The organism is Pseudomonas sp. TSRC2-2 (genome assembly GCF_049897785.1).
In the GTDB taxonomy this organism is placed as follows: Bacteria; Pseudomonadota; Gammaproteobacteria; order Pseudomonadales; family Pseudomonadaceae; genus Aquipseudomonas.
Map to the genome: position 1 here is coordinate 20,303 of NZ_JAFCWZ010000009.1, position 20,753 is coordinate 41,055.

The 20,753-nt window shown below is 58.8% G+C and carries 18 protein-coding genes and 2 tRNA genes; 19 read left to right on the forward strand and 1 reads right to left on the reverse strand.

All coding sequences use genetic code 11. The features are described from left to right. Nucleotides 1-100 precede the first annotated feature (100 nt). The 6 genes from dnaJ (at nt 101) to ACP7D9_RS18680 (ending at nt 7,691) form a co-directional block, all read left to right on the forward strand. Complete coding sequence (gene dnaJ, locus ACP7D9_RS18655; protein ID WP_312995081.1) at nt 101-1,225, forward strand: molecular chaperone DnaJ; 1,125 nt, start codon at nt 101-103, stop codon at nt 1,223-1,225. A 9-nt stretch (nt 1,226-1,234) separates the two neighbouring features. Next, nucleotides 1,235-2,038: a 4-hydroxy-tetrahydrodipicolinate reductase gene (gene dapB, locus ACP7D9_RS18660; RefSeq protein ID WP_016771766.1), complete on the forward strand. Its 804-nt coding sequence runs from the start codon at nt 1,235-1,237 to the stop codon at nt 2,036-2,038. Nucleotides 2,039-2,296: 258 nt separating this feature from the next. Next, nucleotides 2,297-3,433, forward strand: coding sequence for a glutamine-hydrolyzing carbamoyl-phosphate synthase small subunit (carA, locus tag ACP7D9_RS18665; RefSeq protein WP_426159044.1), 1,137 nt, complete (start codon nt 2,297-2,299; stop codon nt 3,431-3,433). Between the two features lie 124 nt (nt 3,434-3,557). After that, nucleotides 3,558-6,779 carry a carbamoyl-phosphate synthase large subunit gene (gene carB, locus ACP7D9_RS18670; protein ID WP_039759558.1) on the forward strand — a complete coding sequence of 1,074 codons (3,222 nt, stop codon included), beginning with the start codon at nt 3,558-3,560 and terminating at the stop codon, nt 6,777-6,779. Between the two features lie 2 nt (nt 6,780-6,781). Beyond that, nucleotides 6,782-7,258 (forward strand): transcription elongation factor GreA, encoded by a 477-nt coding sequence (gene greA / locus ACP7D9_RS18675; protein WP_101158199.1) that lies wholly within the window; start codon nt 6,782-6,784, stop codon nt 7,256-7,258. A gap of 28 nt (nt 7,259-7,286) precedes the next feature. After that, nucleotides 7,287-7,691: an MFS transporter gene (locus tag ACP7D9_RS18680; RefSeq protein WP_101158084.1), complete on the forward strand. Its 405-nt coding sequence runs from the start codon at nt 7,287-7,289 to the stop codon at nt 7,689-7,691. 9 nt (nt 7,692-7,700) lie between these two features. Here ACP7D9_RS18680 and ACP7D9_RS18685 read toward each other — a convergent pair whose 3' ends face one another. After that, nucleotides 7,701-8,009 carry a YhbY family RNA-binding protein gene (locus tag ACP7D9_RS18685; protein ID WP_003221534.1) on the reverse strand — a complete coding sequence of 103 codons (309 nt, stop codon included), beginning with the start codon at nt 8,007-8,009 and terminating at the stop codon, nt 7,701-7,703. Between the two features lie 101 nt (nt 8,010-8,110). Between ACP7D9_RS18685 and rlmE the strand changes: the two genes are divergently transcribed. The 13 genes from rlmE (at nt 8,111) to truB (ending at nt 20,718) form a co-directional block, all read left to right on the forward strand. After that, on the forward strand, nt 8,111-8,740 hold the full coding sequence (gene rlmE / locus ACP7D9_RS18690; RefSeq protein WP_426159047.1) for a 23S rRNA (uridine(2552)-2'-O)-methyltransferase RlmE: 630 nt from the start codon (nt 8,111-8,113) through the stop codon (nt 8,738-8,740). 202 nt (nt 8,741-8,942) lie between these two features. Further along, nucleotides 8,943-10,850 (forward strand): ATP-dependent zinc metalloprotease FtsH, encoded by a 1,908-nt coding sequence (gene ftsH / locus ACP7D9_RS18695; RefSeq protein WP_101158080.1) that lies wholly within the window; start codon nt 8,943-8,945, stop codon nt 10,848-10,850. A gap of 8 nt (nt 10,851-10,858) precedes the next feature. Further along, nucleotides 10,859-11,710 (forward strand): dihydropteroate synthase, encoded by an 852-nt coding sequence (gene folP / locus ACP7D9_RS18700; RefSeq protein WP_397480218.1) that lies wholly within the window; start codon nt 10,859-10,861, stop codon nt 11,708-11,710. A 16-nt stretch (nt 11,711-11,726) separates the two neighbouring features. Continuing rightward, nucleotides 11,727-13,064, forward strand: a complete 1,338-nt coding sequence (gene glmM / locus ACP7D9_RS18705; protein WP_426159050.1) for a phosphoglucosamine mutase — start codon at nt 11,727-11,729, stop codon at nt 13,062-13,064. 65 nt (nt 13,065-13,129) lie between these two features. Further along, a complete protein-coding gene (gene tpiA, locus ACP7D9_RS18710) occupies nt 13,130-13,885 on the forward strand; it encodes a triose-phosphate isomerase (RefSeq protein WP_101158074.1) in 756 nt (251 codons plus the stop codon). Between the two features lie 4 nt (nt 13,886-13,889). Beyond that, nucleotides 13,890-14,273 carry a preprotein translocase subunit SecG gene (secG, locus tag ACP7D9_RS18715; protein WP_016771756.1) on the forward strand — a complete coding sequence of 128 codons (384 nt, stop codon included), beginning with the start codon at nt 13,890-13,892 and terminating at the stop codon, nt 14,271-14,273. Between the two features lie 22 nt (nt 14,274-14,295). Continuing rightward, a tRNA-Leu gene (locus tag ACP7D9_RS18720) sits at nt 14,296-14,381 on the forward strand. Between the two features lie 97 nt (nt 14,382-14,478). After that, nucleotides 14,479-14,555 (forward strand) — tRNA-Met (locus ACP7D9_RS18725). 139 nt (nt 14,556-14,694) lie between these two features. After that, complete coding sequence (rimP, locus tag ACP7D9_RS18730; protein WP_007973115.1) at nt 14,695-15,153, forward strand: ribosome maturation factor RimP; 459 nt, start codon at nt 14,695-14,697, stop codon at nt 15,151-15,153. Nucleotides 15,154-15,200: 47 nt separating this feature from the next. Next, nucleotides 15,201-16,682: a transcription termination factor NusA gene (gene nusA / locus ACP7D9_RS18735; RefSeq protein WP_101158072.1), complete on the forward strand. Its 1,482-nt coding sequence runs from the start codon at nt 15,201-15,203 to the stop codon at nt 16,680-16,682. A 27-nt stretch (nt 16,683-16,709) separates the two neighbouring features. Then, complete coding sequence (infB, locus tag ACP7D9_RS18740; protein WP_101158070.1) at nt 16,710-19,235, forward strand: translation initiation factor IF-2; 2,526 nt, start codon at nt 16,710-16,712, stop codon at nt 19,233-19,235. A gap of 159 nt (nt 19,236-19,394) precedes the next feature. After that, nucleotides 19,395-19,796 (forward strand): 30S ribosome-binding factor RbfA, encoded by a 402-nt coding sequence (gene rbfA, locus ACP7D9_RS18745; RefSeq protein ID WP_101158068.1) that lies wholly within the window; start codon nt 19,395-19,397, stop codon nt 19,794-19,796. A 4-nt stretch (nt 19,797-19,800) separates the two neighbouring features. Next, nucleotides 19,801-20,718, forward strand: a complete 918-nt coding sequence (truB, locus tag ACP7D9_RS18750; protein WP_101158066.1) for a tRNA pseudouridine(55) synthase TruB — start codon at nt 19,801-19,803, stop codon at nt 20,716-20,718. Nucleotides 20,719-20,753: the final 35 nt, after the last annotated feature.

Genomic DNA, 20,753 nt, shown 5'->3' on the forward strand with positions numbered 1-20,753 from the left:
TGAATTGACGTGAGTTGGGTCCGGGCCTTCATGGGGGCTCAACGAGTTTGGCGAGGCTCAGGAGGGGTTTGCCGAACGTCCTTAAGAGTGCAAAGAACTTATGGCAAAGCGTGACTATTACGAAGTATTGGGTGTTGAGCGGGGCACGAGCGAAGCGGACCTGAAGAAGGCCTATCGCCGCCTGGCCATGAAGCACCACCCCGACCGTAATCCCGGCGACAAAGCTTCGGAAGAAGCATTCAAAGAGGCCAACGAGGCCTATGAAGTGTTGTCCGACGCCAGCAAGCGCGCGGCGTACGACCAGTATGGTCATGCCGGCGTTGATCCAAGCATGGGCGGCGGCGGTGCCGGGTTCGGTGGTCAGAACTTCTCGGACATCTTTGGCGATGTCTTCAGTGATTTCTTCGGCGGCGGTCGCGGCGGTGCCCGTGGCGGCGCCCAGCGTGGCAGCGATCTGCGCTACACCCTGGAGCTGAATCTGGAAGAAGCGGTGCGCGGCACGTCGGTGAATATCCGCGTTCCGACACTGGTCAACTGCAAGCCCTGCGATGGTTCCGGTGCCAAGAAAGGCTCTTCGCCTTCGACGTGCCCGACCTGTGGCGGCATTGGCCAGGTGCGTATGCAGCAAGGTTTCTTCTCGGTGCAGCAGACCTGCCCGCGCTGCCATGGCCAGGGCAAGATCATTTCCGATCCGTGCGATTCCTGCCACGGCGACGGTCGCGTCGAAGAGTACAAAACGCTGTCGGTCAAAGTACCGGCCGGTGTCGATACGGGCGACCGCATTCGTCTGTCCGGCGAAGGCGAGGCGGGTACCCAGGGCGGGCCGACTGGCGACCTGTACGTTGTGATCAACGTGCGCGAGCACGACATCTTCCAGCGTGACGGCAAGCATCTGTTTTGCGAAGTGCCGATCAGCTTCGTCGACGCAGCGCTGGGCGGCGAGCTGGAAATCCCGACCCTCGACGGTCGCGTCAAACTGAAAATCCCTGAAGGCACGCAGACCGGCAAGCAGTTCCGCGTGCGCGGCAAAGGCGTCGCGCCAGTGCGTGGCGGCGGTGCCGGTGACCTGATGTGTCGTGTGGCTGTCGAAACGCCGGTCAACCTCAACCGTCGTCAGCGTGAACTGCTGGAAGAATTCCGCAGCTCCCTGGCCGACGACAACAGCCACTCGCCGAAAACCACCGGTTGGTTCGACGGTGTGAAGCGTTTCTTCGGCGATTTGTAAGGAGTCGGCATGCGACGTATTGCAGTGATGGGCGCCGCCGGGCGCATGGGCAAAACCCTGATTGAAGCGGTGCAGCAGACGCCGGGCGCCGGTCTGACGGCGGCGGTTGATCGTCCCGACAGCACGCTGGTCGGTGCGGATGCCGGTGAGCTGGCAGCGCTGGGCCGTATCGGCGTGCCGCTGTCCGGTGACCTGGATCGTGTGGTTGAAGAGTTCGATGTGCTGATCGACTTCACTCACCCGACCGTGACCCTGAAAAATCTCGCGTTCTGCCGCAAACACGGCAAAGCGATGATCATCGGCACCACCGGTTTCAGTGTTGAAGAGAAGCAATTGCTGGCCGAGGCGGGCAAGGACATTCCGATCGTCTTCGCTGCCAACTTCAGCGTTGGCGTCAATCTATGCCTGAAGTTGCTCGACACCGCTGCGCGCGTGCTGGGTGACGATGTCGATATCGAGATCATGGAAGCCCATCACCGGCACAAGGTCGATGCTCCGTCCGGAACGGCGGTGCGCATGGGTGAAGTGATTGCCGATGCCCTGGGGCGTGATCTGAAGAAGGTCGCGGTCTATGGTCGTGAAGGTCAGACCGGTGCGCGTGAGCGTGAAACCATTGGTTTCGCCACCGTGCGCGCTGGCGACATCGTTGGTGATCACACCGTCCTGTTCGCCGCCGATGGCGAGCGTGTCGAGATCACCCACAAGGCGTCGAGCCGCATGACCTTCGCCAAAGGCGCGGTGCGTGCGGCGCTGTGGCTGGACGGTCGCGAGCCGGGCCTGTACGACATGCAAGACGTGCTCGACCTGCGTTGAGTTGCTGCTGAACCCGGCGCAAACGTCTCGTTTTGCGCCGGTTTTTACCGCTTGGCGACGACCTGTCGCATTCTCTGGCCTTTAAGGCTCTTTAGCGGTGGACCAAAAACGGCCTTTTCTGTAAGCTACAGCTTTAGTGTGTCCACTAAAAGCGCGCAGAATAATTTCAGTGAAGAAGCGGGGTGACGTGTCCATACGTCACTCCGCTTTTTTACAACCTGCGATTGCCCTTTCATGCGTTATTTACGGGAGGTCTTCTTGACTAAGCCAGCCATACTCGCCCTTGCTGATGGCAGCATTTTTCGCGGCGAAGCCATTGGAGCCGACGGTCAGACCGTTGGTGAGGTGGTGTTCAACACCGCAATGACCGGCTATCAGGAAATCCTTACCGATCCTTCCTACGCCCAACAGATCGTTACCCTGACTTACCCGCACATCGGCAACACCGGTACCACGCCGGAAGATGCCGAGTCCGACCGCGTCTGGTCCGCTGGCCTGGTCATCCGTGACCTGCCGCTGGTAGCGAGCAACTGGCGTAACACAATGTCCCTGTCCGATTACCTGAAAGCCAGCAATGTAGTGGCAATCGCCGGTATCGACACCCGTCGCCTGACCCGCATCCTGCGTGAAAAAGGCGCTCAGAACGGCTGCATCATGGCCGGCGACAACATCTCCGAAGAAGCGGCCATCGCCGCTGCGCAAGGCTTCCCGGGCCTGAAGGGCATGGATCTGGCGAAAGTCGTCAGCACCAAGACTCAGTACGAATGGCGCTCGACTGTCTGGGATCTGAAAACCGACTGCCACGCGACCATCGAAGCGTCCGAGCTGCCGTATCACGTGGTGGCCTTCGACTATGGCGTCAAGGTCAACATCCTGCGCATGCTGGTCGAGCGCGGCTGCCGCGTCACCGTAGTGCCTGCGCAGACTCCGGCTGCCGATGTCCTGGCGCTGAAGCCGGACGGCGTGTTCCTGTCCAACGGCCCTGGCGATCCGGAGCCATGCGACTACGCAATTCAGGCAATCAAGGAAGTGCTGGAAACCGAGACGCCGGTATTCGGCATCTGCCTCGGCCACCAGTTGCTGGCACTGGCCTCCGGCGCCAAGACCCTGAAAATGGGCCATGGCCACCACGGTGCCAACCACCCGGTGCAGGATCTGGACACTGGCGTTGTGATGATCACCAGCCAGAACCACGGTTTTGCGGTCGACGAAGCCACCCTGCCGGGCAACGTGCGCGCGATCCACAAATCGCTGTTCGACGGCACCCTGCAAGGCATCGAGCGCACCGACAAGAGCGCGTTCAGCTTCCAGGGCCACCCTGAAGCGAGCCCGGGCCCGAACGACGTCGCGCCACTGTTCGACCGCTTCATCAACGAGATGGCCAAGCGACGCTAAGCGTTCGCCTTGAGACTGTAGAGAGAAGCCCTCGAGGGCGGCCCCGGCACCGGTGGCCCCTTCGGGACTTCAGAAATCGATCAAGACGGCTTGCCGACTGACCTGCGGATTTGAGTGACAACCCATGCCAAAACGTACAGACATTAAAAGCATCCTGATTCTCGGCGCTGGCCCGATCGTTATCGGCCAGGCCTGCGAATTCGACTACTCCGGCGCCCAGGCCTGCAAAGCCCTGCGCGAAGAGGGTTACCGCGTCATCCTGGTGAACTCCAACCCGGCCACGATCATGACCGACCCGGACATGGCCGACGCCACTTACATCGAACCGATCAAATGGCAGACCGTGGCCAAGATCATCGAAAAAGAGCGTCCGGACGCCGTACTGCCAACCATGGGTGGCCAGACCGCTCTGAACTGCGCCCTGGACCTGGAGCGCGAAGGCGTTCTGGAGAAGTTCGGCGTAGAGATGATCGGTGCCAACGCCGACACCATCGACAAGGCTGAAGACCGTTCGCGTTTCGACAAGGCGATGAAATCCATCGGCCTGGCGTGCCCGCGCTCCGGCATCGCGCACAGCATGGAAGAAGCCAACGCCGTCCTCGAGACGCTGGGCTTCCCGTGCATCATCCGTCCGTCCTTCACCATGGGCGGCACCGGTGGCGGTATCGCGTACAACCGTGAAGAATTCGAAGAAATCTGCGCCCGTGGTCTGGACCTGTCGCCGACCAAAGAGCTGCTGATCGACGAATCGCTGATCGGCTGGAAAGAATATGAAATGGAAGTTGTCCGCGACAAAAAGGACAACTGCATCATCGTCTGCTCGATCGAAAACTTCGACCCGATGGGCGTGCACACCGGTGACTCGATCACCGTTGCGCCGGCACAAACCCTGACCGACAAGGAATACCAGATCCTGCGTAACGCCTCGCTGGCGGTACTGCGCGAGATCGGCGTCGAGACTGGCGGTTCCAACGTGCAGTTCGGTATCTGCCCGAACACTGGCCGTATGGTCGTGATCGAAATGAACCCGCGCGTATCGCGTTCCTCGGCGCTGGCTTCGAAAGCCACCGGTTTCCCGATCGCCAAAGTCGCGGCCAAACTGGCTGTGGGTTACACCCTCGACGAACTGTCGAACGACATCACCGGCGGTAAGACTCCGGCGTCCTTCGAGCCGTCGATCGACTACGTCGTGACCAAGCTGCCACGCTTCGCCTTCGAGAAATTCGCCAAGGCTGACGCGCGCCTGACCACGCAGATGAAGTCGGTGGGTGAAGTCATGGCCATCGGCCGGACTTTCCAGGAATCCCTGCAGAAAGCCCTGCGCGGTCTCGAAGTCGGCGTGTGTGGTCTGGACGAGAAACTCGACCTGAGCAATCCGGAAAGCATGAGCGTGCTCAAGCGCGAGCTGACCGTGCCGGGCGCCGAGCGTATCTGGTACGTGGCTGACGCATTCCGCGCTGGTTTGTCGGTCGAAGACATCTTCGGCATGAACATGATCGACCCCTGGTTCCTGGTGCAGATCGAAGACCTGATCAAGGACGAAGAGAAGGTCAAGACCCTCGGTCTGTCTTCGATCGACCGCGACCTGATGTTCAAGCTCAAGCGCAAAGGCTTCTCCGACCAGCGTCTGGCCAAGCTGCTGGGCGTGACCGAGAAAAACCTGCGCACGCACCGTCAGAAACTCGAAGTATTCCCGGTCTACAAGCGCGTTGACACCTGCGCTGCCGAATTCGCTACCGACACTGCTTACCTCTACTCGACCTACGAGGAAGAGTGCGAAGCCGCGCCGTCGGGTCGCGACAAGATCATGATTCTGGGTGGCGGTCCGAACCGTATCGGCCAGGGCATCGAGTTCGACTACTGCTGCGTTCACGCTGCTCTCGCCCTGCGCGAAGACGGCTACGAAACCATTATGGTCAACTGCAACCCGGAAACCGTTTCCACCGACTACGACACTTCCGACCGTCTGTACTTCGAGCCGGTAACCCTGGAAGACGTGCTGGAAATCTGCCGCGTCGAGAAGCCGAAAGGCGTGATCGTCCAGTACGGCGGGCAGACTCCGCTGAAACTGGCGCGCGCTCTGGAAGCTGCTGGCGTGCCGATCATCGGCACCAGCCCTGACGCCATCGACCGCGCCGAAGACCGCGAGCGCTTCCAGCAAATGGTTGAGCGTCTGAACCTGCGTCAGCCGCCAAACGCCACCGTGCGCAGCGAAGACGAGGCGGTTCGTGCTGCCGCGAAAATCGGTTACCCGCTGGTCGTGCGTCCGTCCTACGTACTGGGCGGCCGTGCGATGGAAATCGTTTACAAGGAAGACGAGCTCAAGCGTTACCTGCGTGACGCGGTGCAAGTATCCAACGACAGCCCGGTACTGCTCGACCACTTCCTCAACTGCGCCATCGAAATGGACGTGGATGCGGTTTGCGACGGTAAAGATGTCGTCATCGGCGCGATCATGCAGCACATCGAACAGGCGGGCGTTCACTCCGGTGACTCCGCGTGCTCGCTGCCGCCGTACTCGCTGCCGGCACACATCCAGGACGAGATGCGCGAACAGGTCAAGAAAATGGCCCTGGAACTGGGTGTTGTCGGCCTGATGAACGTGCAGTTGGCTTTGCAGGGCGAAGACATCTACGTCATCGAGGTCAACCCGCGCGCCTCGCGTACCGTGCCGTTCGTTTCCAAGTGCATCGGTGTTTCCCTGGCGATGATCGCAGCACGCGTGATGGCCGGTAAGACCCTGAAAGAGATCGGTTTCACCAAGGAAATCATCCCGAACTTCTACAGCGTGAAAGAGGCGGTGTTTCCGTTCGCCAAATTCCCTGGCGTTGACCCAATCCTCGGTCCGGAGATGAAGTCGACCGGTGAAGTGATGGGCGTCGGCGACACCTTCGGTGAAGCATTCGCCAAGGCGCAGATGGGCGCCAGCGAAGTGCTGCCGACCGGCGGTACTGCGTTCATCAGCGTGCGCGATGACGACAAGCCACTGGTTGCAGGCGTGGCCCGTGATCTGATCAACTTGGGCTTCGAAGTGGTCGCCACTGCCGGCACTGCGAAGCTGATCGAAGCCGCAGGCCTGAAAGTGCGCCGCGTGAACAAGGTGACCGAGGGTCGTCCACACGTGGTCGACATGATCAAGAATGACGAAGTCACGCTGATCATCAACACCACCGAGGGTCGTCAGTCGATCGCCGATTCGTACTCCATTCGTCGCAATGCCCTGCAGCACAAGATCTACTGCACCACCACTATCGCTGCGGGCGAAGCGATCTGCGAAGCGCTGAAGTTCGGTCCGGAAAAGACCGTGCGCCGCTTGCAGGATCTACACGCAGGATTGAAGGCATGAGCATAACCAAGTACCCAATGACCGTTCAGGGCGCAAAAGCCCTGGAAGAAGAACACGCTCACCTGACCAAGGTCGTCCGTCCGAAGCTCAGCCAGGACATCGGTACGGCCCGCGAGTTGGGTGACTTGAAGGAAAACGCTGAATACCATGCTGCCCGCGAGCAGCAGGGCATGGTCGAGGCGCGGATCCGTGATATCGAAGGCCGGATTCAGAATCAGGTCATCATCGATGTTACGGCCATTCCTCACACCGGTAAGGTGATCTTCGGTACAACTGTCGAAATCGCGAACGTCGAGACTGATGAAAGCGTCACTTACCACATCGTGGGTGAGGATGAGGCTGACTTCAAACTCGGCAAGATCTCCGTCGGCTCACCGTTGGCCCGTGCCTTGATTGGCAAGGAAGAGGGTGACGTCGTCGCCGTCAAAACGCCAAGTGGCGTGATCGAGTACGAGATTGTCGAAGTACGTCACATCTGAAAGAAGGCGCCCGCTGCATGCGGGCGCCATGCTTTGGCAGCTGGCCCAGATGCTTTGGGTCGGCGGGCTATGGTTGATTCATCTCGGTTTGCAGCCGGCGTTGGGTCAGATTGGCCTGGCGCCGCTGCTGATCGACGAAGTCGCCAGTGCCTTTGAAGTGCTGGTGGTGGGTTTCGCTGCGGTTTGCGTGATTTTTCAGGCTTTGGTGCTGGTACAGGCCGAGGGCCCTGGCAGTCTATGGCGGGATTTTCGCGGGCAGGTGCTGATGATGGCGTTGTACGCATGTGCGATGTATGTCGCCGTGCGTGTTGGCTGGCCGGAGGCGCAGCGCTGGCAGTTGTTCAGTTATCTGGTACTCGGATTTTCCGGGCTGGTGCTGGTCATGCAGCCGGTGCCGGGCTGGAGTGGCAGGGTGCGCGAAGCACACCCTTGACTCTTGTCATCACTTGAAGCGATGAACGTTCGACAGCTGCTTGTTGACGCTGAAGTTCTTGCGATACACCAGTGCCATCTTGCCGATGACCTGTACCAGGTCCGCTTTGCCGACCTTGCACAGTTCTGCGATGTGCGCCAGGCGCGACTCGCGATCGAGGATGTTGAGCTTGATCTTGATCAGCTCGTGATCCGCCAGGGCGCGTTCAAGTTCGGCTAGCACACCTTCAGTCAGACCGTTGTCAGCCACCGTCAGAACTGGTTTCAGGTGGTGGCCAATGGATTTGTACTGTTTCTTCTGCTCTGGAGTGAGCGGCATAATCTGACCCTTTCGTCTGGATTCTGTAAAATGGCGGCCATTTTACCCGAGGGTTCGTGGATCCGCCCAACTAATCACGACCCTAATCATCGAGGTGCCCAATGGCGCGTTCCAAGACAAGCCTTGGTTGGCTGAAAAGACATGTCAACGATCCTTATGTGAAGCAGGCGCAGAAGGATGGTTACCGCTCGCGTGCAAGTTACAAGCTTCTGGAAATCCAGGAAAAATACAAACTGATCCGCCCGGGCATGAGCGTGGTCGACCTGGGCGCTGCGCCGGGCGGCTGGTCGCAGGTCACCAGTCGGCTGATTGGTGGGCAGGGGCGTCTGATCGCCTCGGACATCCTGGAAATGGACAGCATCCCTGACGTGCAGTTTATCCAGGGCGACTTCACTGAGGACGTGGTTCTCGCTCAGATCCTTGAGGCTGTGGGTAATTCGCAGGTAGACCTTGTGATTTCCGATATGGCCCCCAATATGAGTGGTACGCCGGAAGTGGATATGCCCAAGGCCATGTTCCTTTGCGAACTGGCTCTGGATCTGGCGGAGCGGATACTCAAGCCGGGTGGCAATTTCGTCATCAAGATTTTTCAGGGCGAAGGTTTCGATGTTTATCTGAAGGATGCTCGGAAGAAATTCGACAAGATCCAGATGATCAAGCCAGACTCTTCCCGTGGCAGCTCTCGTGAGCAATACATGCTGGCATGGGGTTACCGCGGCGGTGATGCGTAAAGCGAGGTTTTTCGCCAGGGCGATAGGTTTTTCGTATTTCGCTCCGCGTGCATAAGCGAATATTGTGTAGAAAGTGTTTCACAAAGGGTTACAGACGGCGCCTGCCAGAGTCGTAGGTAATGTAGTAAGTTAGGCCGGTGAATATCATGCGAAGCGCGCGCCAGTAGCGGAGCTTGCTTCAGAGGGTAGTTAATTGAACGATATGGCAAAGAATCTGATCCTGTGGTTGATCATCGCGGCTGTCCTGGTGACGGTGATGAACAACTTCTCCAGCCCTAACGAGCCGCAAACCCTCAACTATTCCGACTTCATCCAGCAGGTCAAGGATGGCAAGGTCGAGCGCGTCGCCGTTGATGGTTATGTGATTACCGGCAAGCGTACCGATGGCGACAGTTTCAAGACCATTCGTCCGGCAATTCAGGACAATGGTCTTATCGGAGACCTGGTCGACAACCATGTAGTGGTTGAAGGCAAACAGCCTGAGCAGCAAAGCATCTGGACCCAGCTTCTGGTGGCCAGCTTCCCGATTCTGGTGATCATCGCGGTGTTCATGTTCTTCATGCGCCAGATGCAGGGTGGCGCTGGTGGCAAGGGCGGCCCGATGAGCTTCGGCAAGAGCAAGGCACGCTTGCTCTCCGAAGATCAGGTCAAAACCACACTGGCTGACGTCGCCGGTTGCGACGAGGCCAAGGAAGAAGTCGGCGAGCTTGTCGAGTTCCTGCGTGATCCGGGCAAATTCCAGCGTCTGGGCGGTCGCATTCCTCGCGGTGTGCTGATGGTTGGTCCGCCGGGTACTGGTAAAACCTTGCTGGCCAAGGCGATTGCCGGTGAAGCGAAGGTGCCGTTCTTCACCATTTCCGGTTCCGACTTCGTCGAGATGTTCGTCGGTGTCGGCGCAAGCCGCGTCCGCGACATGTTTGAACAGGCCAAGAAGCACGCGCCGTGCATCATCTTCATCGATGAAATCGACGCCGTCGGTCGTCACCGTGGCGCCGGCATGGGCGGCGGTCACGACGAGCGTGAGCAGACTCTCAACCAGTTGCTGGTGGAGATGGACGGCTTCGAAATGAACGATGGCATCATTGTCATCGCTGCAACCAACCGTCCAGACGTACTCGACCCGGCACTGCTGCGTCCGGGCCGTTTCGATCGTCAGGTGGTGGTTGGCTTGCCGGACATTCGTGGCCGCGAGCAGATTCTCAAGGTCCACATGCGCAAAGTGCCAATGGGCGACGACGTTGCTCCGGCAGTGATCGCACGTGGTACTCCGGGTTTCTCCGGTGCTGACCTGGCCAACCTGGTCAACGAAGCGTCGCTGTTCGCTGCGCGTAGCGGCAAGCGTATCGTCGAGATGAAAGAGTTCGAACTGGCCAAGGACAAGATCATGATGGGCGCCGAGCGCAAATCAATGGTCATGTCCGAGAAAGAAAAACAGAACACTGCTTATCACGAAGCTGGCCACGCCATTGTTGGTCGGGTAGTGCCTGAGCATGATCCGGTTTACAAGGTCTCGATCATTCCGCGCGGTCGCGCGCTGGGTGTGACCATGTTCCTTCCGGAAGAAGATCGCTACAGCCTGTCCAAGCGTGCGCTGATCAGCCAGATCTGCTCGCTGTACGGTGGTCGTATTGCTGAAGAAATGACCTTGGGCTTCGATGGGGTTACCACCGGTGCGTCCAACGACATTATGCGGGCAAGTCAGATCGCGCGGAACATGGTGACGAAGTGGGGACTGTCGGAAAAACTGGGTCCGTTGATGTACGCCGAAGAAGAGGGCGAAGTGTTCCTCGGTCGCGGCGGCGGTGGTCAGGCTGCCAGCTTCTCCGGCGAGACTGCCAAGCTGATCGACTCCGAGGTGCGCAGCATCATCGATCACTGCTACGGTACGGCCAAGCAGATCCTCACGGATAATCGTGACAAGCTGGATGCCATGGCTGATGCGCTGATGAAGTATGAAACCATTGATGCCGAGCAGATCGACGACATCATGGCAGGTCGTACACCTCGTGAGCCTCGTGACTGGTCTGGCGGCACCGGTACGCCTCCGCCGCCTGTCGTGCAGGACGAGCGTCCGGAAAAACCGATTGGCGGTCCGGCTGCTGACGTTTAAGGTTTGAAATGACTTCTGTTCAGTCCCTGACCCGGTTGCCTTGCGGCAACCGGGTTCTTGATTTGGCCCAGACGCATGTCATGGGCATTCTCAACGTCACCCCTGATTCCTTCTCCGACGGCGGCCATTACAGCCAGCTCGATGCGGCTCTGCGCCATGCCGAAGCCATGGTGCTGGCTGGTGCGACGCTTATCGATGTCGGCGGCGAATCGACTCGGCCCGGTGCGCGAGCGGTTTCTCCGTTGGAGGAGCTTGAGCGCGTCGCACCAATTGTCGAGCTGATCAATCGCGAGCTGGATGTCGTTATCTCGGTCGATACTTCCACCCCGGCAGTCATGCGTGAAACCGCACGGCTCGGTGCCGGGCTGATCAATGACGTGCGTTCGTTGCGTCGCGACGGTGCGCTGGACGCGGCGGCCGCGACCGGATTACCGGTCTGCCTCATGCACATGCTCGGCGAGCCGGGCGATATGCAGGACAATCCGCAGTATCAGGATGTCACTCGCGAGGTCGGTGAGTTTCTCGCCGAGCGCATGGATCGGTGTGCCCAGGCTGGCATTCCCGCTGAGCGGATCATTCTTGACCCCGGCTTCGGCTTCGCCAAAACCCTGCAGCACAATCTAAGCTTGTTCAAGCACATGGAGGCCCTGCATGCTCTGGGTCGACCTCTGCTGGTAGGTGTTTCGCGCAAGAGTATGATTGGCCACGCCTTGAATCGTCCCGTGGGCGAGCGTCTGCATGGCGGGCTGGCACTGGCGGCGCTTGCTTCAGTCAAGGGCGCGTCTATATTGCGGGTTCACGATGTGGCGGAAACCGTCGATGTCGTGCGAATGATCGCGGCCGTGGAATCAGCCGAATAAGAATGATGGAGCACTTATGAGCAAGAAATATTTTGGTACCGACGGCATTCGCGGTCGCGTTGGTGAGTACCCGATCACGCCTGACTTCATGCTCAAGCTTGGCTGGGCGGCCGGCATGGCCTTCCGCAAGATGGGTGCCTGCAAGGTGCTGGTCGGCAAGGACACGCGGATCTCCGGTTATATGTTTGAGTCGGCACTCGAGGCCGGGCTGACCTCGGCGGGCGCCGATGTGATGCTGCTCGGCCCGATGCCGACCCCCGCGATCGCCTATCTGTCGCGCACGTTCCAGGCTGAAGCAGGCATTGTGATCAGTGCATCGCACAACCCTCATGACGATAACGGCATCAAGTTCTTCTCCGGTAAGGGCACCAAGCTGCCGGACGAGTTGGAGTTGATGATCGAAGAGTTGCTGGATACGCCGATGACCGTCGTCGAGTCGAGCAAAATCGGCAAGGTCTCGCGAATCAACGACGCATCGGGTCGCTACATCGAGTTCTGCAAAAGCAGCGTGCCTACTGGGACCAATTTTGCTGGGCTGAAAATCGTCATCGACTGTGCGCACGGTGCGACCTATAAGGTAGCGCCGAGCGTCTTCCGTGAGTTGGGGGCTGAAGTTGTCGTGCTGTCTGCTCAGCCGAACGGGTTGAACATCAATGATAACTGTGGTTCCACGCATATGGGGCCGTTGCAGGCTGCGGTACTTGCCGAGCATGCCGACCTCGGTATCGCATTCGATGGTGATGGCGACCGGGTATTGATGGTTGATCACACCGGCACCATCGTCGATGGTGACGATTTGCTGTTTATCATCGCCCGGGATCTGCATGAGCGCGGCAAGTTGCAGGGTGGCGTCGTCGGTACGTTGATGAGCAATCTTGGTCTTGAGCTGGCACTGGCGGAGCTGTCGATCCCGTTCGTTCGCGCCAATGTCGGTGACCGCTACGTGATCGCCGAGCTGCAGGAGCGCAATTGGCTGGTAGGTGGGGAAAACTCCGGGCATGTGGTTTGCTTCAATCACACCACCACGGGCGACGCGATCATCGCGGCCTTGCAAGTGTTGATGGCTCTGAAATCCCGCAATGAAGGTTTGGCACAAACCCGGCAGGCGTTGCGCAAGTGCCCTCAAGTGCTGATCAATGTGCGCTTTGGCGGCGGGGAAAGCCCGCTGGAGCATCCGGCTGTCAAGGAAGCCAGTGCTCGTGTAACGCACGCAATGGCGGGGCGCGGTCGTGTGCTTCTGCGCAAGTCCGGTACAGAGCCTTTGGTGCGCGTCATGGTTGAAGGCGAAGATGAAAACCAGGTCCGCGGCTACGCCGAGGAGCTGGCAAAACTGATAACCGAAGTTTCTGCCTGATACGGCTTGCAAGCCATGATTGTGTTGGGTAACATCTGCGCCCACTTTGACCGACGAGGTACAGCATGCGTCGCCCTATGGTAGCTGGTAACTGGAAGATGCACGGTACCCGCGCCAGCGTCGCTGAGCTGATCAACGGCCTTCGTCATCTGGCCTTGCCGAGCGGTATTGATGTCGCGGTGTTTCCGCCTTGCTTGTATATCAATCAAGTGATTGATGGCTTGAAAGGCAAGTCGATTTCAGTCGGCGCGCAGAACTCTGCGGTGGAAGCCATGCAAGGTGCACTGACCGGTGAAATTGCTCCCAGTCAGTTGGTGGATGCAGGTTGTTCCCTGGTGCTTGTTGGGCACTCCGAGCGTCGCCAGATTATGGGCGAGCGAGACGGAATGCTGAATCGCAAGTTCGCAGCGGCACAGGCGTGTGGCTTGATTCCGGTGTTGTGCGTAGGTGAAACCCTCGAGCAGCGCGAAGCCGGGAAGACTCTTGATGTTGTCGGGCGTCAGCTGGGCAGCATCATCGAGGAGCTGGGTGTCGGTGCCTTTGCCAAGGCGGTCATTGCTTACGAGCCGGTCTGGGCCATTGGTACCGGGCTGACTGCAACGCCGCAACAGGCTCAGGATGTGCATAAGGCCATCCGTGACCAGTTGGCGGCAGAGAATTCTGAAGTCGCACGAGGAGTGCGGCTTCTATACGGCGGCAGCGTGAAGGCGGCCAATGCGGTCGAACTGTTCGGCATGCCGGATATCGATGGGGGGCTCATTGGTGGAGCTTCCCTGAATGCAGATGAGTTCGGTGCGATCTGTCGCGCCGCGGGAAACTGAGAAAATGCTGGAAACAGTCGTAGTCGTTTTTCATCTGCTGGGTGCATTGGGCGTAGTTGCTCTGGTTTTGCTGCAGCAGGGTAAGGGTGCGGACGCTGGCGCATCTTTCGGAGCAGGTGCTTCAAATACTGTGTTCGGAAGCCAAGGTTCCTCTACCTTTCTTAGTAAGTTTACTGCTATACTTGCCGCCGGTTTCTTCATAACCAGCTTGGGGTTAGGTTACTTTGCTAAAGAGAAAGCTCATCAGCTGACTCAAGCGGGTTTGCCAGATCCAGCAGTGTTGGAAGTACCTAAGCAACAACCGGCTTCTGATGATGTTCCGGTGCTTCAAGAGCAAAAGTCGGCTACTCCAGCGACTGACGTGCCTCCAGCTCAAGAGCAGAAGTAAGAAGGGTTTCAAGCGTAGTATTGCCGAGGTGGTGGAATTGGTAGACACGCAACCTTGAGGTGGTTGTGCCCATAGGGTGTAGGGGTTCGAGTCCCCTTCTCGGTACCAATTAGTCAGGAGAGCCCGCTGTTGCGGGCTTTCTTGCAGGTGGAAGGTTACATTGACCCTAAAAGGGATCGGTCGTATACTTCCGCCCCAGCTTTGTCGCGGGGTGGAGCAGTCTGGTAGCTCGTCGGGCTCATAACCCGAAGGTCGTCGGTTCAAATCCGGCCCCCGCAACCAGTTTAAGGAGCCCCTTTTAAGGGGCTTTTTGTTAGCTGGATACTTTCAACGCCGCTGTTCGACGGCGTTTCAAGGATGGGCGTTATGCCCATTTTTTTATTTTGCAAAGCATGCACATATCATGCACTAGGGGGTTCAGGTGTCGAGCAAGCTAGAAGAGTTGCAGGCCTTGCTGGCCCCGGTGGTCGTGGCCCTGGGCTATGAATGCTGGGGTATCGAGTTTTCGGCTCAGGGTCGGCACTCGATGTTGCGCGTTTATATTGATAAAGAAGGTGGCGTGCTGGTGGACGATTGCGCCATTGTCAGCCGTCAGATCAGCGGTGTTCTGGATGTTGAAGATCCGATCTCCGTTGAATACACCCTTGAAGTGTCCTCGCCTGGCATGGAGCGCCCGCTGTTCACTCTTGAGCAGTTTGCCAAATTTGCCGGTGAACAAGTGAAGATCAAGCTGCGCTCGCCTTTCGAGGGACGACGCAACTTTCAGGGCCTTCTGCGCGGTGTAGAAGAGCAGGATGTCGTGGTGCAGGTTGAAGACCATGAGTTCCTGTTGCCGATCGATATGATCGACAAGGCCAACATTATTCCCAGTTTTGACTGAGACGCGGATCCCGCGGATCCAATGGCTTGCGAAAGGCGAGGCGTACGATGAGCAAAGAAGTACTGCTGGTTGTTGAGTCGGTATCCAATGAAAAGGGTGTACCGGCAAGCGTAATTTTTGAAGCGCTGGAGCTGGCTCTGGCCACTGCTACCAAAAAGCGCTTTGAAGACGAAGTGGACCTGCGTGTGGAAATTAATCGCCACACCGGTTCCTACGAAACCTTCCGTCGCTGGACGGTCGTTGAAGAGGATGATCTCGACGATCCGGCCATCGAAACCTGGCCAAGCAAGGTTGCCGAAACGCATCCTGGCGCCAAGGTCGGTGACGTCGTCGAAGAGAAAATCGAATCCATCGAGTTCGGCCGCATCGCTGCACAGACTGCCAAGCAGGTCATCGTGCAGAAGGTTCGCGAAGCCGAGCGCGCTCAAGTGGTTGACGCCTATCGCGAGCGCCTGGGAGAAATCATCTCCGGCACCGTGAAAAAAGTTACCCGCGACAACGTGATCGTCGATCTGGGCAACAACGCTGAAGCGTTGCTGGCCCGTGAAGACATCATTTCTCGCGAAACCTTCCGTGTCGGCGTGCGTCTGCGTGCACTGCTCAAGGAAATCCGCACCGAGAATCGCGGCCCGCAGTTGATCCTGTCGCGTACCGCGCCGGAAATGCTGATCGAGCTGTTCCGTATCGAAGTGCCGGAAATCGCCGAAGGCCTCATCGAGGTCATGGCCGCCTCCCGTGATCCGGGTTCGCGTGCCAAGATCGCCGTCCGCTCCAAGGACAAGCGCATTGACCCGCAAGGTGCCTGCATCGGTATGCGCGGTTCGCGCGTCCAGGCGGTATCGGGTGAGTTGGGTGGTGAGCGTGTTGATATCGTGCTGTGGGACGACAACCCTGCCCAGTTCGTGATCAACGCCATGTCCCCGGCCGAGGTTGCGGCAATTATCGTTGACGAAGATGCCCATGCCATGGACATCGCCGTCGGCGCAGACAATCTGGCTCAGGCCATCGGTCGCGGTGGTCAGAACGTGCGTCTGGCCAGCCAGTTGACTGGCTGGACCCTGAACGTGATGACCGAATCGGACATCCAGGCTAAGCAGCAAGCAGAAACCGGCGACATCCTGCGCAACTTCATCGACGAGCTGGAAGTCGACGAAGAACTGGCTCAGGTGCTGGTAGATGAAGGCTTCACCAGCCTGGAAGAGATTGCCTACGTACCGGTGGAGGAGATGCTCAACATCGACGGCTTTGACGAGGACATCGTCAACGAGCTTCGTGCTCGCGCCAAGGATCGCTTGTTGACCAAAGCCATCGCTACTGAGGAAAAGCTGGCAGACGCCCATCCGGCCGAAGACCTGCTCTCGCTTGAGGGTATGGACAAGGATTTGGCGATGGAACTGGCGGTGCGCGGCGTAATTACCCGCGAAGACCTGGCCGAGCAGTCTATTGACGACCTGCTCGACATCGACGGCATTGACGATGATCGTGCCGGCAAGTTGATCATGGCCGCCCGAGCCCACTGGTTCGAGTAATTAGGCGCGGCCTGAGGAGAGAAGTGCATGACGCAAGTCACGGTGAAACAACTGGCCGATGAGGTCAAAACACCGGTAGAGCGCCTGTTGCAGCAGATGCGTGAGGCAGGTCTGCCGCACACCGCCGCCGACGAAAATGTGACTGACAGTGAGAAGCAATCCCTGCTGACTCACTTGAAGAGCAGTCACAAGGCGAAAGTGGAAGAACCACGCAAGATCACGCTGCAGCGTAAAACCACCAGCACCCTGCGTGTGGCTGGTAGCAAGAGCATCAGCGTAGAAGTTCGCAAGAAGAAAGTTTTCGTACAGCGCAGCCCGGAAGAAATCGAAGCCGAGCGCAAGCGTGAACTGGATGAGCGTCGCGCAGTAGAAAATGCTGCTCGCCAGAAGGCTGAAGAAGAAGCCAAGCAACGCGCCGAAGAAACAGCGCGTAACCAGCCTGCTGCTGCGCAAACCGCTGCCAGCGACGCCGTTGCGGCTCCGGCTGCTGCCGAACCTGTTCGCGAAAGCGCACCGGTGGCTGCTGCTCCTGCTCCATCGGCTGACGTTCGCAACAAGCAGAACGAACAGCGCCGTCCGGACAAGCCACGTGCCGACGATAACAATCGTCGCAGCGGTGGCGGTGATGGCGAGCGCAAAAACGCTCCGCATCGCGCATCGGTCAAGGAAAAAGCCCCGGCTCCACGCGTGGCGCCACGCACTACCGACGAAGAAAGCGATGGCTTCCGTCGTGGTGGTCGCGGCAAGGCCAAGCTGAAGAAGCGCAACGCCCACGGTTTCCAGAGCCCGACCGGCCCTGTCGTGCGTGATGTGCAGATCGGCGAGACCATCACGGTTGGCGATCTCGCCAATCAGATGTCGGTCAAAGCGGCTGAAATCATCAAGTTCATGTTCAAACTGGGTACCCCAGCGACCATCAACCAGGTGCTTGATCAGGAAACTGCTCAACTGGTAGCCGAAGAACTGGGCCACAAAGTGACCCTGGTCAGCGACACTGCCCTGGAAGATTCCCTGGCCGAGTCCCTGAAGTTTGAAGGTGAGTCGTTCTCCCGTGCGCCAGTCGTGACCGTAATGGGCCACGTTGACCACGGTAAAACATCCCTGCTCGACTACATCCGTCGTGCCAAGGTAGCTGCTGGCGAAGCCGGCGGTATCACCCAGCACATCGGTGCATACCACGTTGAGACTGATCGCGGCATGGTCACCTTCCTCGACACCCCGGGTCACGCCGCGTTTACCGCAATGCGAGCCCGTGGTGCCAAGGCGACCGACATCGTGATCCTCGTGGTTGCAGCGGACGACGGCGTGATGCCGCAAACCATCGAAGCCGTTCAGCATGCTCAGGCAGCTGGCGTGCCGCTGGTGGTTGCAGTGAACAAGATCGACAAGCCGGGCGCCGATCTCGATCGCATCCGCAGCGAGCTGTCGGTTCACGGCGTGACCTCCGAAGACTGGGGTGGCGACACTCCATTCGTACCGGTTTCGGCGAAGATGGGTACTGGCGTCGACGAGCTGCTTGAAGCCGTTCTGCTGCAGGCCGAAGTGCTTGAACTGAAAGCGACTCCATCGGCTCCTGGCCGTGGTGTAGTGGTTGAATCGCGTCTCGACAAAGGTCGTGGCCCGGTGGCAACCGTGCTGGTTCAGGACGGTACTCTGCGTCAAGGCGACATGGTTCTGGTCGGTTCGAACTATGGCCGCGTACGTGCCATGCTCGACGAGAACGGCAAGCCGATCAAGGAAGCCGGTCCATCCATCCCTGTCGAGATCCTCGGCCTGGACGGTACCCCGGACGCTGGCGACGAGATGAGCGTGGTTGCCGACGAGAAGAAAGCCCGTGAAGTGGCTCTGTTCCGTCAAGGCAAGTTCCGCGAAGTCAAACTGGCTCGCGCTCACGCCGGCAAGCTGGAAAACATCTTCGAAAACATGGGTCAGGCCGAGAAGAAGACGCTCAACATCGTCCTCAAGTCTGACGTCCGTGGTTCGCTGGAAGCGTTGAACGGTGCCTTGAATGGCCTGGGCAACGACGAAGTTCAAGTGCGCGTAGTGGGCGGCGGCGTCGGTGGTATCACCGAATCCGATGCCAACCTGGCACTGGCTTCCAACGCTGTACTGTTCGGCTTCAACGTGCGTGCCGATGCTGGCGCTCGCAAGATCGTCGAGCAGGAAGGTCTGGACATGCGTTACTACAACGTGATCTACGACATCATCGAAGACGTCAAGAAAGCCCTCACCGGCATGCTCGGCAGCGATGTTCGCGAAAACATCCTGGGTGTGGCTGAAGTGCGTGACGTGTTCCGTTCGCCGAAGTTTGGCGCGATCGCCGGTTGCATGGTGATCGAAGGTGTCGTGCACCGTAACCGTCCGATCCGTGTACTGCGTGAAGACATCGTTATCTTCGAAGGCGAGCTGGAATCCCTGCGCCGCTTCAAGGATGACGCTTCCGAAGTACGTGCCGGCATGGAATGCGGTATCGGCGTGAAGAGCTACAACGACGTCAAAGTCGGCGACAAGATCGAAGTCTTCGAGAAGGTTCAGGTTGCTCGCAGCCTCTGACTCGCGCACTTCAAGGGCCACGATGGGCCGTAGCATGCAAATGCACGGCACAGCGTCCGGACTCTAAACGCAACGCCCGGTCTGGCTTTTGTCAGGCCGGGCGTTTGCCGCTTTCAGACCTTGCGGGTTTCACCGCTGGGCAGTAACAGGTAACAAATCATGGCAAAAGAATACAGCCGTACCCAACGTATCGGCGATCAGATGCAGCGCGAGCTGGCGCAACTGATCCGTCGCGAAGTCAAAGATCCGCGCGTCGGCCTGGTCACCATCACCGCTGTGGAAGTGTCCCGTGACGTCGGTCACGCGAAGATTTTCATCACCGTGATGGGGCAGGACAACGCTGAAGACATCGCGCAAAGCATCAAGGTGCTCAATGCCGCCGCAGGCTTCCTGCGCATGCAACTGGCCCGTGAGATGAAGCTGCGCAGCGTGCCGCAATTGCACTTCCACTACGACGAATCCGTCGTGCGTGGCGCGCACCTGTCGGCGCTGATCGAGCGCGCCGTCGCTGAAGACAATCAGCACGCTGCCGCTCCTGCACCTGAAGACACCAAGGAGTAATTCGGTGGCTCAGGTCAAACGTATCCGTCGTAACGTCAGCGGCATCATCCTGCTCGATAAGCCGTTGGGGTTCACTTCCAACGCCGCGTTGCAGAAGGTGCGCTGGCTGCTCAATGCCGAGAAGGCCGGGCACACCGGCAGCCTCGACCCGTTAGCCACCGGCGTGTTGCCGCTGTGCTTCGGCGAGGCGACCAAGTTCTCGCAGTATCTGCTTGATTCCGACAAAGGCTATGAAACCCTGGCGCAACTGGGCAAAACCACCACCACGGCCGATGCCGAGGGTGAAGTTTTGCAGGAGCGCCCGGTGACCGTTGGTCGCGTCGACGTTGAAGCGGTTTTGCCCAATTTTCGTGGGCAAATCAGTCAGATACCACCGATGTACTCGGCTCTCAAGCGTGATGGCCAGCCGCTGTACAAACTGGCACGTGCAGGCGAAGTAGTGGAGCGCGAACCGCGTTCTGTTACTATTGCGCGCTTGGAATTGCTGGCCTTCGAAGGCGATACTGCGCGGCTTGCGGTGGACTGCAGCAAGGGCACCTATATTCGTACCCTGGTGGAGGATATCGGTGAGCAACTCGGTTGTGGTGCGTACGTCGCAGAATTGCGTCGGACCCAGGCCGGGCCTTTCACTCTCGCGCAGACGGTGACCCTCGAAGAGCTGGAAGCGGTACATGCCGAAGGTGGCAACGAAGCGGTTGATCGCTTTCTGATGCCCTCGGACAGTGGCCTGCAGGATTGGCCGCTGCTGCACTTCTCGGAAGCGAGCGCGTTCTACTGGCTCAACGGCCAGCCGGTACGTGCCCCGGATGCACCGAAGTTCGGCATGGTGCGGGTTCAGGATCACAATGGTCGCTTCATCGGTATCGGTGAAGTGAGCGAAGACGGGCGCATCGCGCCGCGTCGCTTGATTCGGTCAGAATGACCGGAACCGGTCTGCGCAAGCGGGCCGGCGAGTGT

Bases quoted from the DNA above. Each gene is read 5' to 3' on its own strand.
- dnaJ (WP_312995081.1), top strand. From the start codon at position 101: ATGGCAAAGCGTGACTATTACGAAGTATTGGGTGTTGAGCGGGGCACG.
- dapB (WP_016771766.1), top strand. From the start codon at position 1,235: ATGCGACGTATTGCAGTGATGGGCGCCGCCGGGCGCATGGGCAAAACC.
- carB (WP_039759558.1), top strand. From the start codon at position 3,558: ATGCCAAAACGTACAGACATTAAAAGCATCCTGATTCTCGGCGCTGGC.
- ACP7D9_RS18680 (WP_101158084.1), top strand. From the start codon at position 7,287: ATGCTTTGGCAGCTGGCCCAGATGCTTTGGGTCGGCGGGCTATGGTTG.
- ACP7D9_RS18685 (WP_003221534.1), bottom strand. From the start codon at position 8,009: ATGCCGCTCACTCCAGAGCAGAAGAAACAGTACAAATCCATTGGCCAC.
- rlmE (WP_426159047.1), top strand. From the start codon at position 8,111: ATGGCGCGTTCCAAGACAAGCCTTGGTTGGCTGAAAAGACATGTCAAC.
- ftsH (WP_101158080.1), top strand. From the start codon at position 8,943: ATGGCAAAGAATCTGATCCTGTGGTTGATCATCGCGGCTGTCCTGGTG.
- folP (WP_397480218.1), top strand. From the start codon at position 10,859: ATGACTTCTGTTCAGTCCCTGACCCGGTTGCCTTGCGGCAACCGGGTT.
- glmM (WP_426159050.1), top strand. From the start codon at position 11,727: ATGAGCAAGAAATATTTTGGTACCGACGGCATTCGCGGTCGCGTTGGT.
- tpiA (WP_101158074.1), top strand. From the start codon at position 13,130: ATGCGTCGCCCTATGGTAGCTGGTAACTGGAAGATGCACGGTACCCGC.
- secG (WP_016771756.1), top strand. From the start codon at position 13,890: ATGCTGGAAACAGTCGTAGTCGTTTTTCATCTGCTGGGTGCATTGGGC.
- nusA (WP_101158072.1), top strand. From the start codon at position 15,201: ATGAGCAAAGAAGTACTGCTGGTTGTTGAGTCGGTATCCAATGAAAAG.
- infB (WP_101158070.1), top strand. From the start codon at position 16,710: ATGACGCAAGTCACGGTGAAACAACTGGCCGATGAGGTCAAAACACCG.
- rbfA (WP_101158068.1), top strand. From the start codon at position 19,395: ATGGCAAAAGAATACAGCCGTACCCAACGTATCGGCGATCAGATGCAG.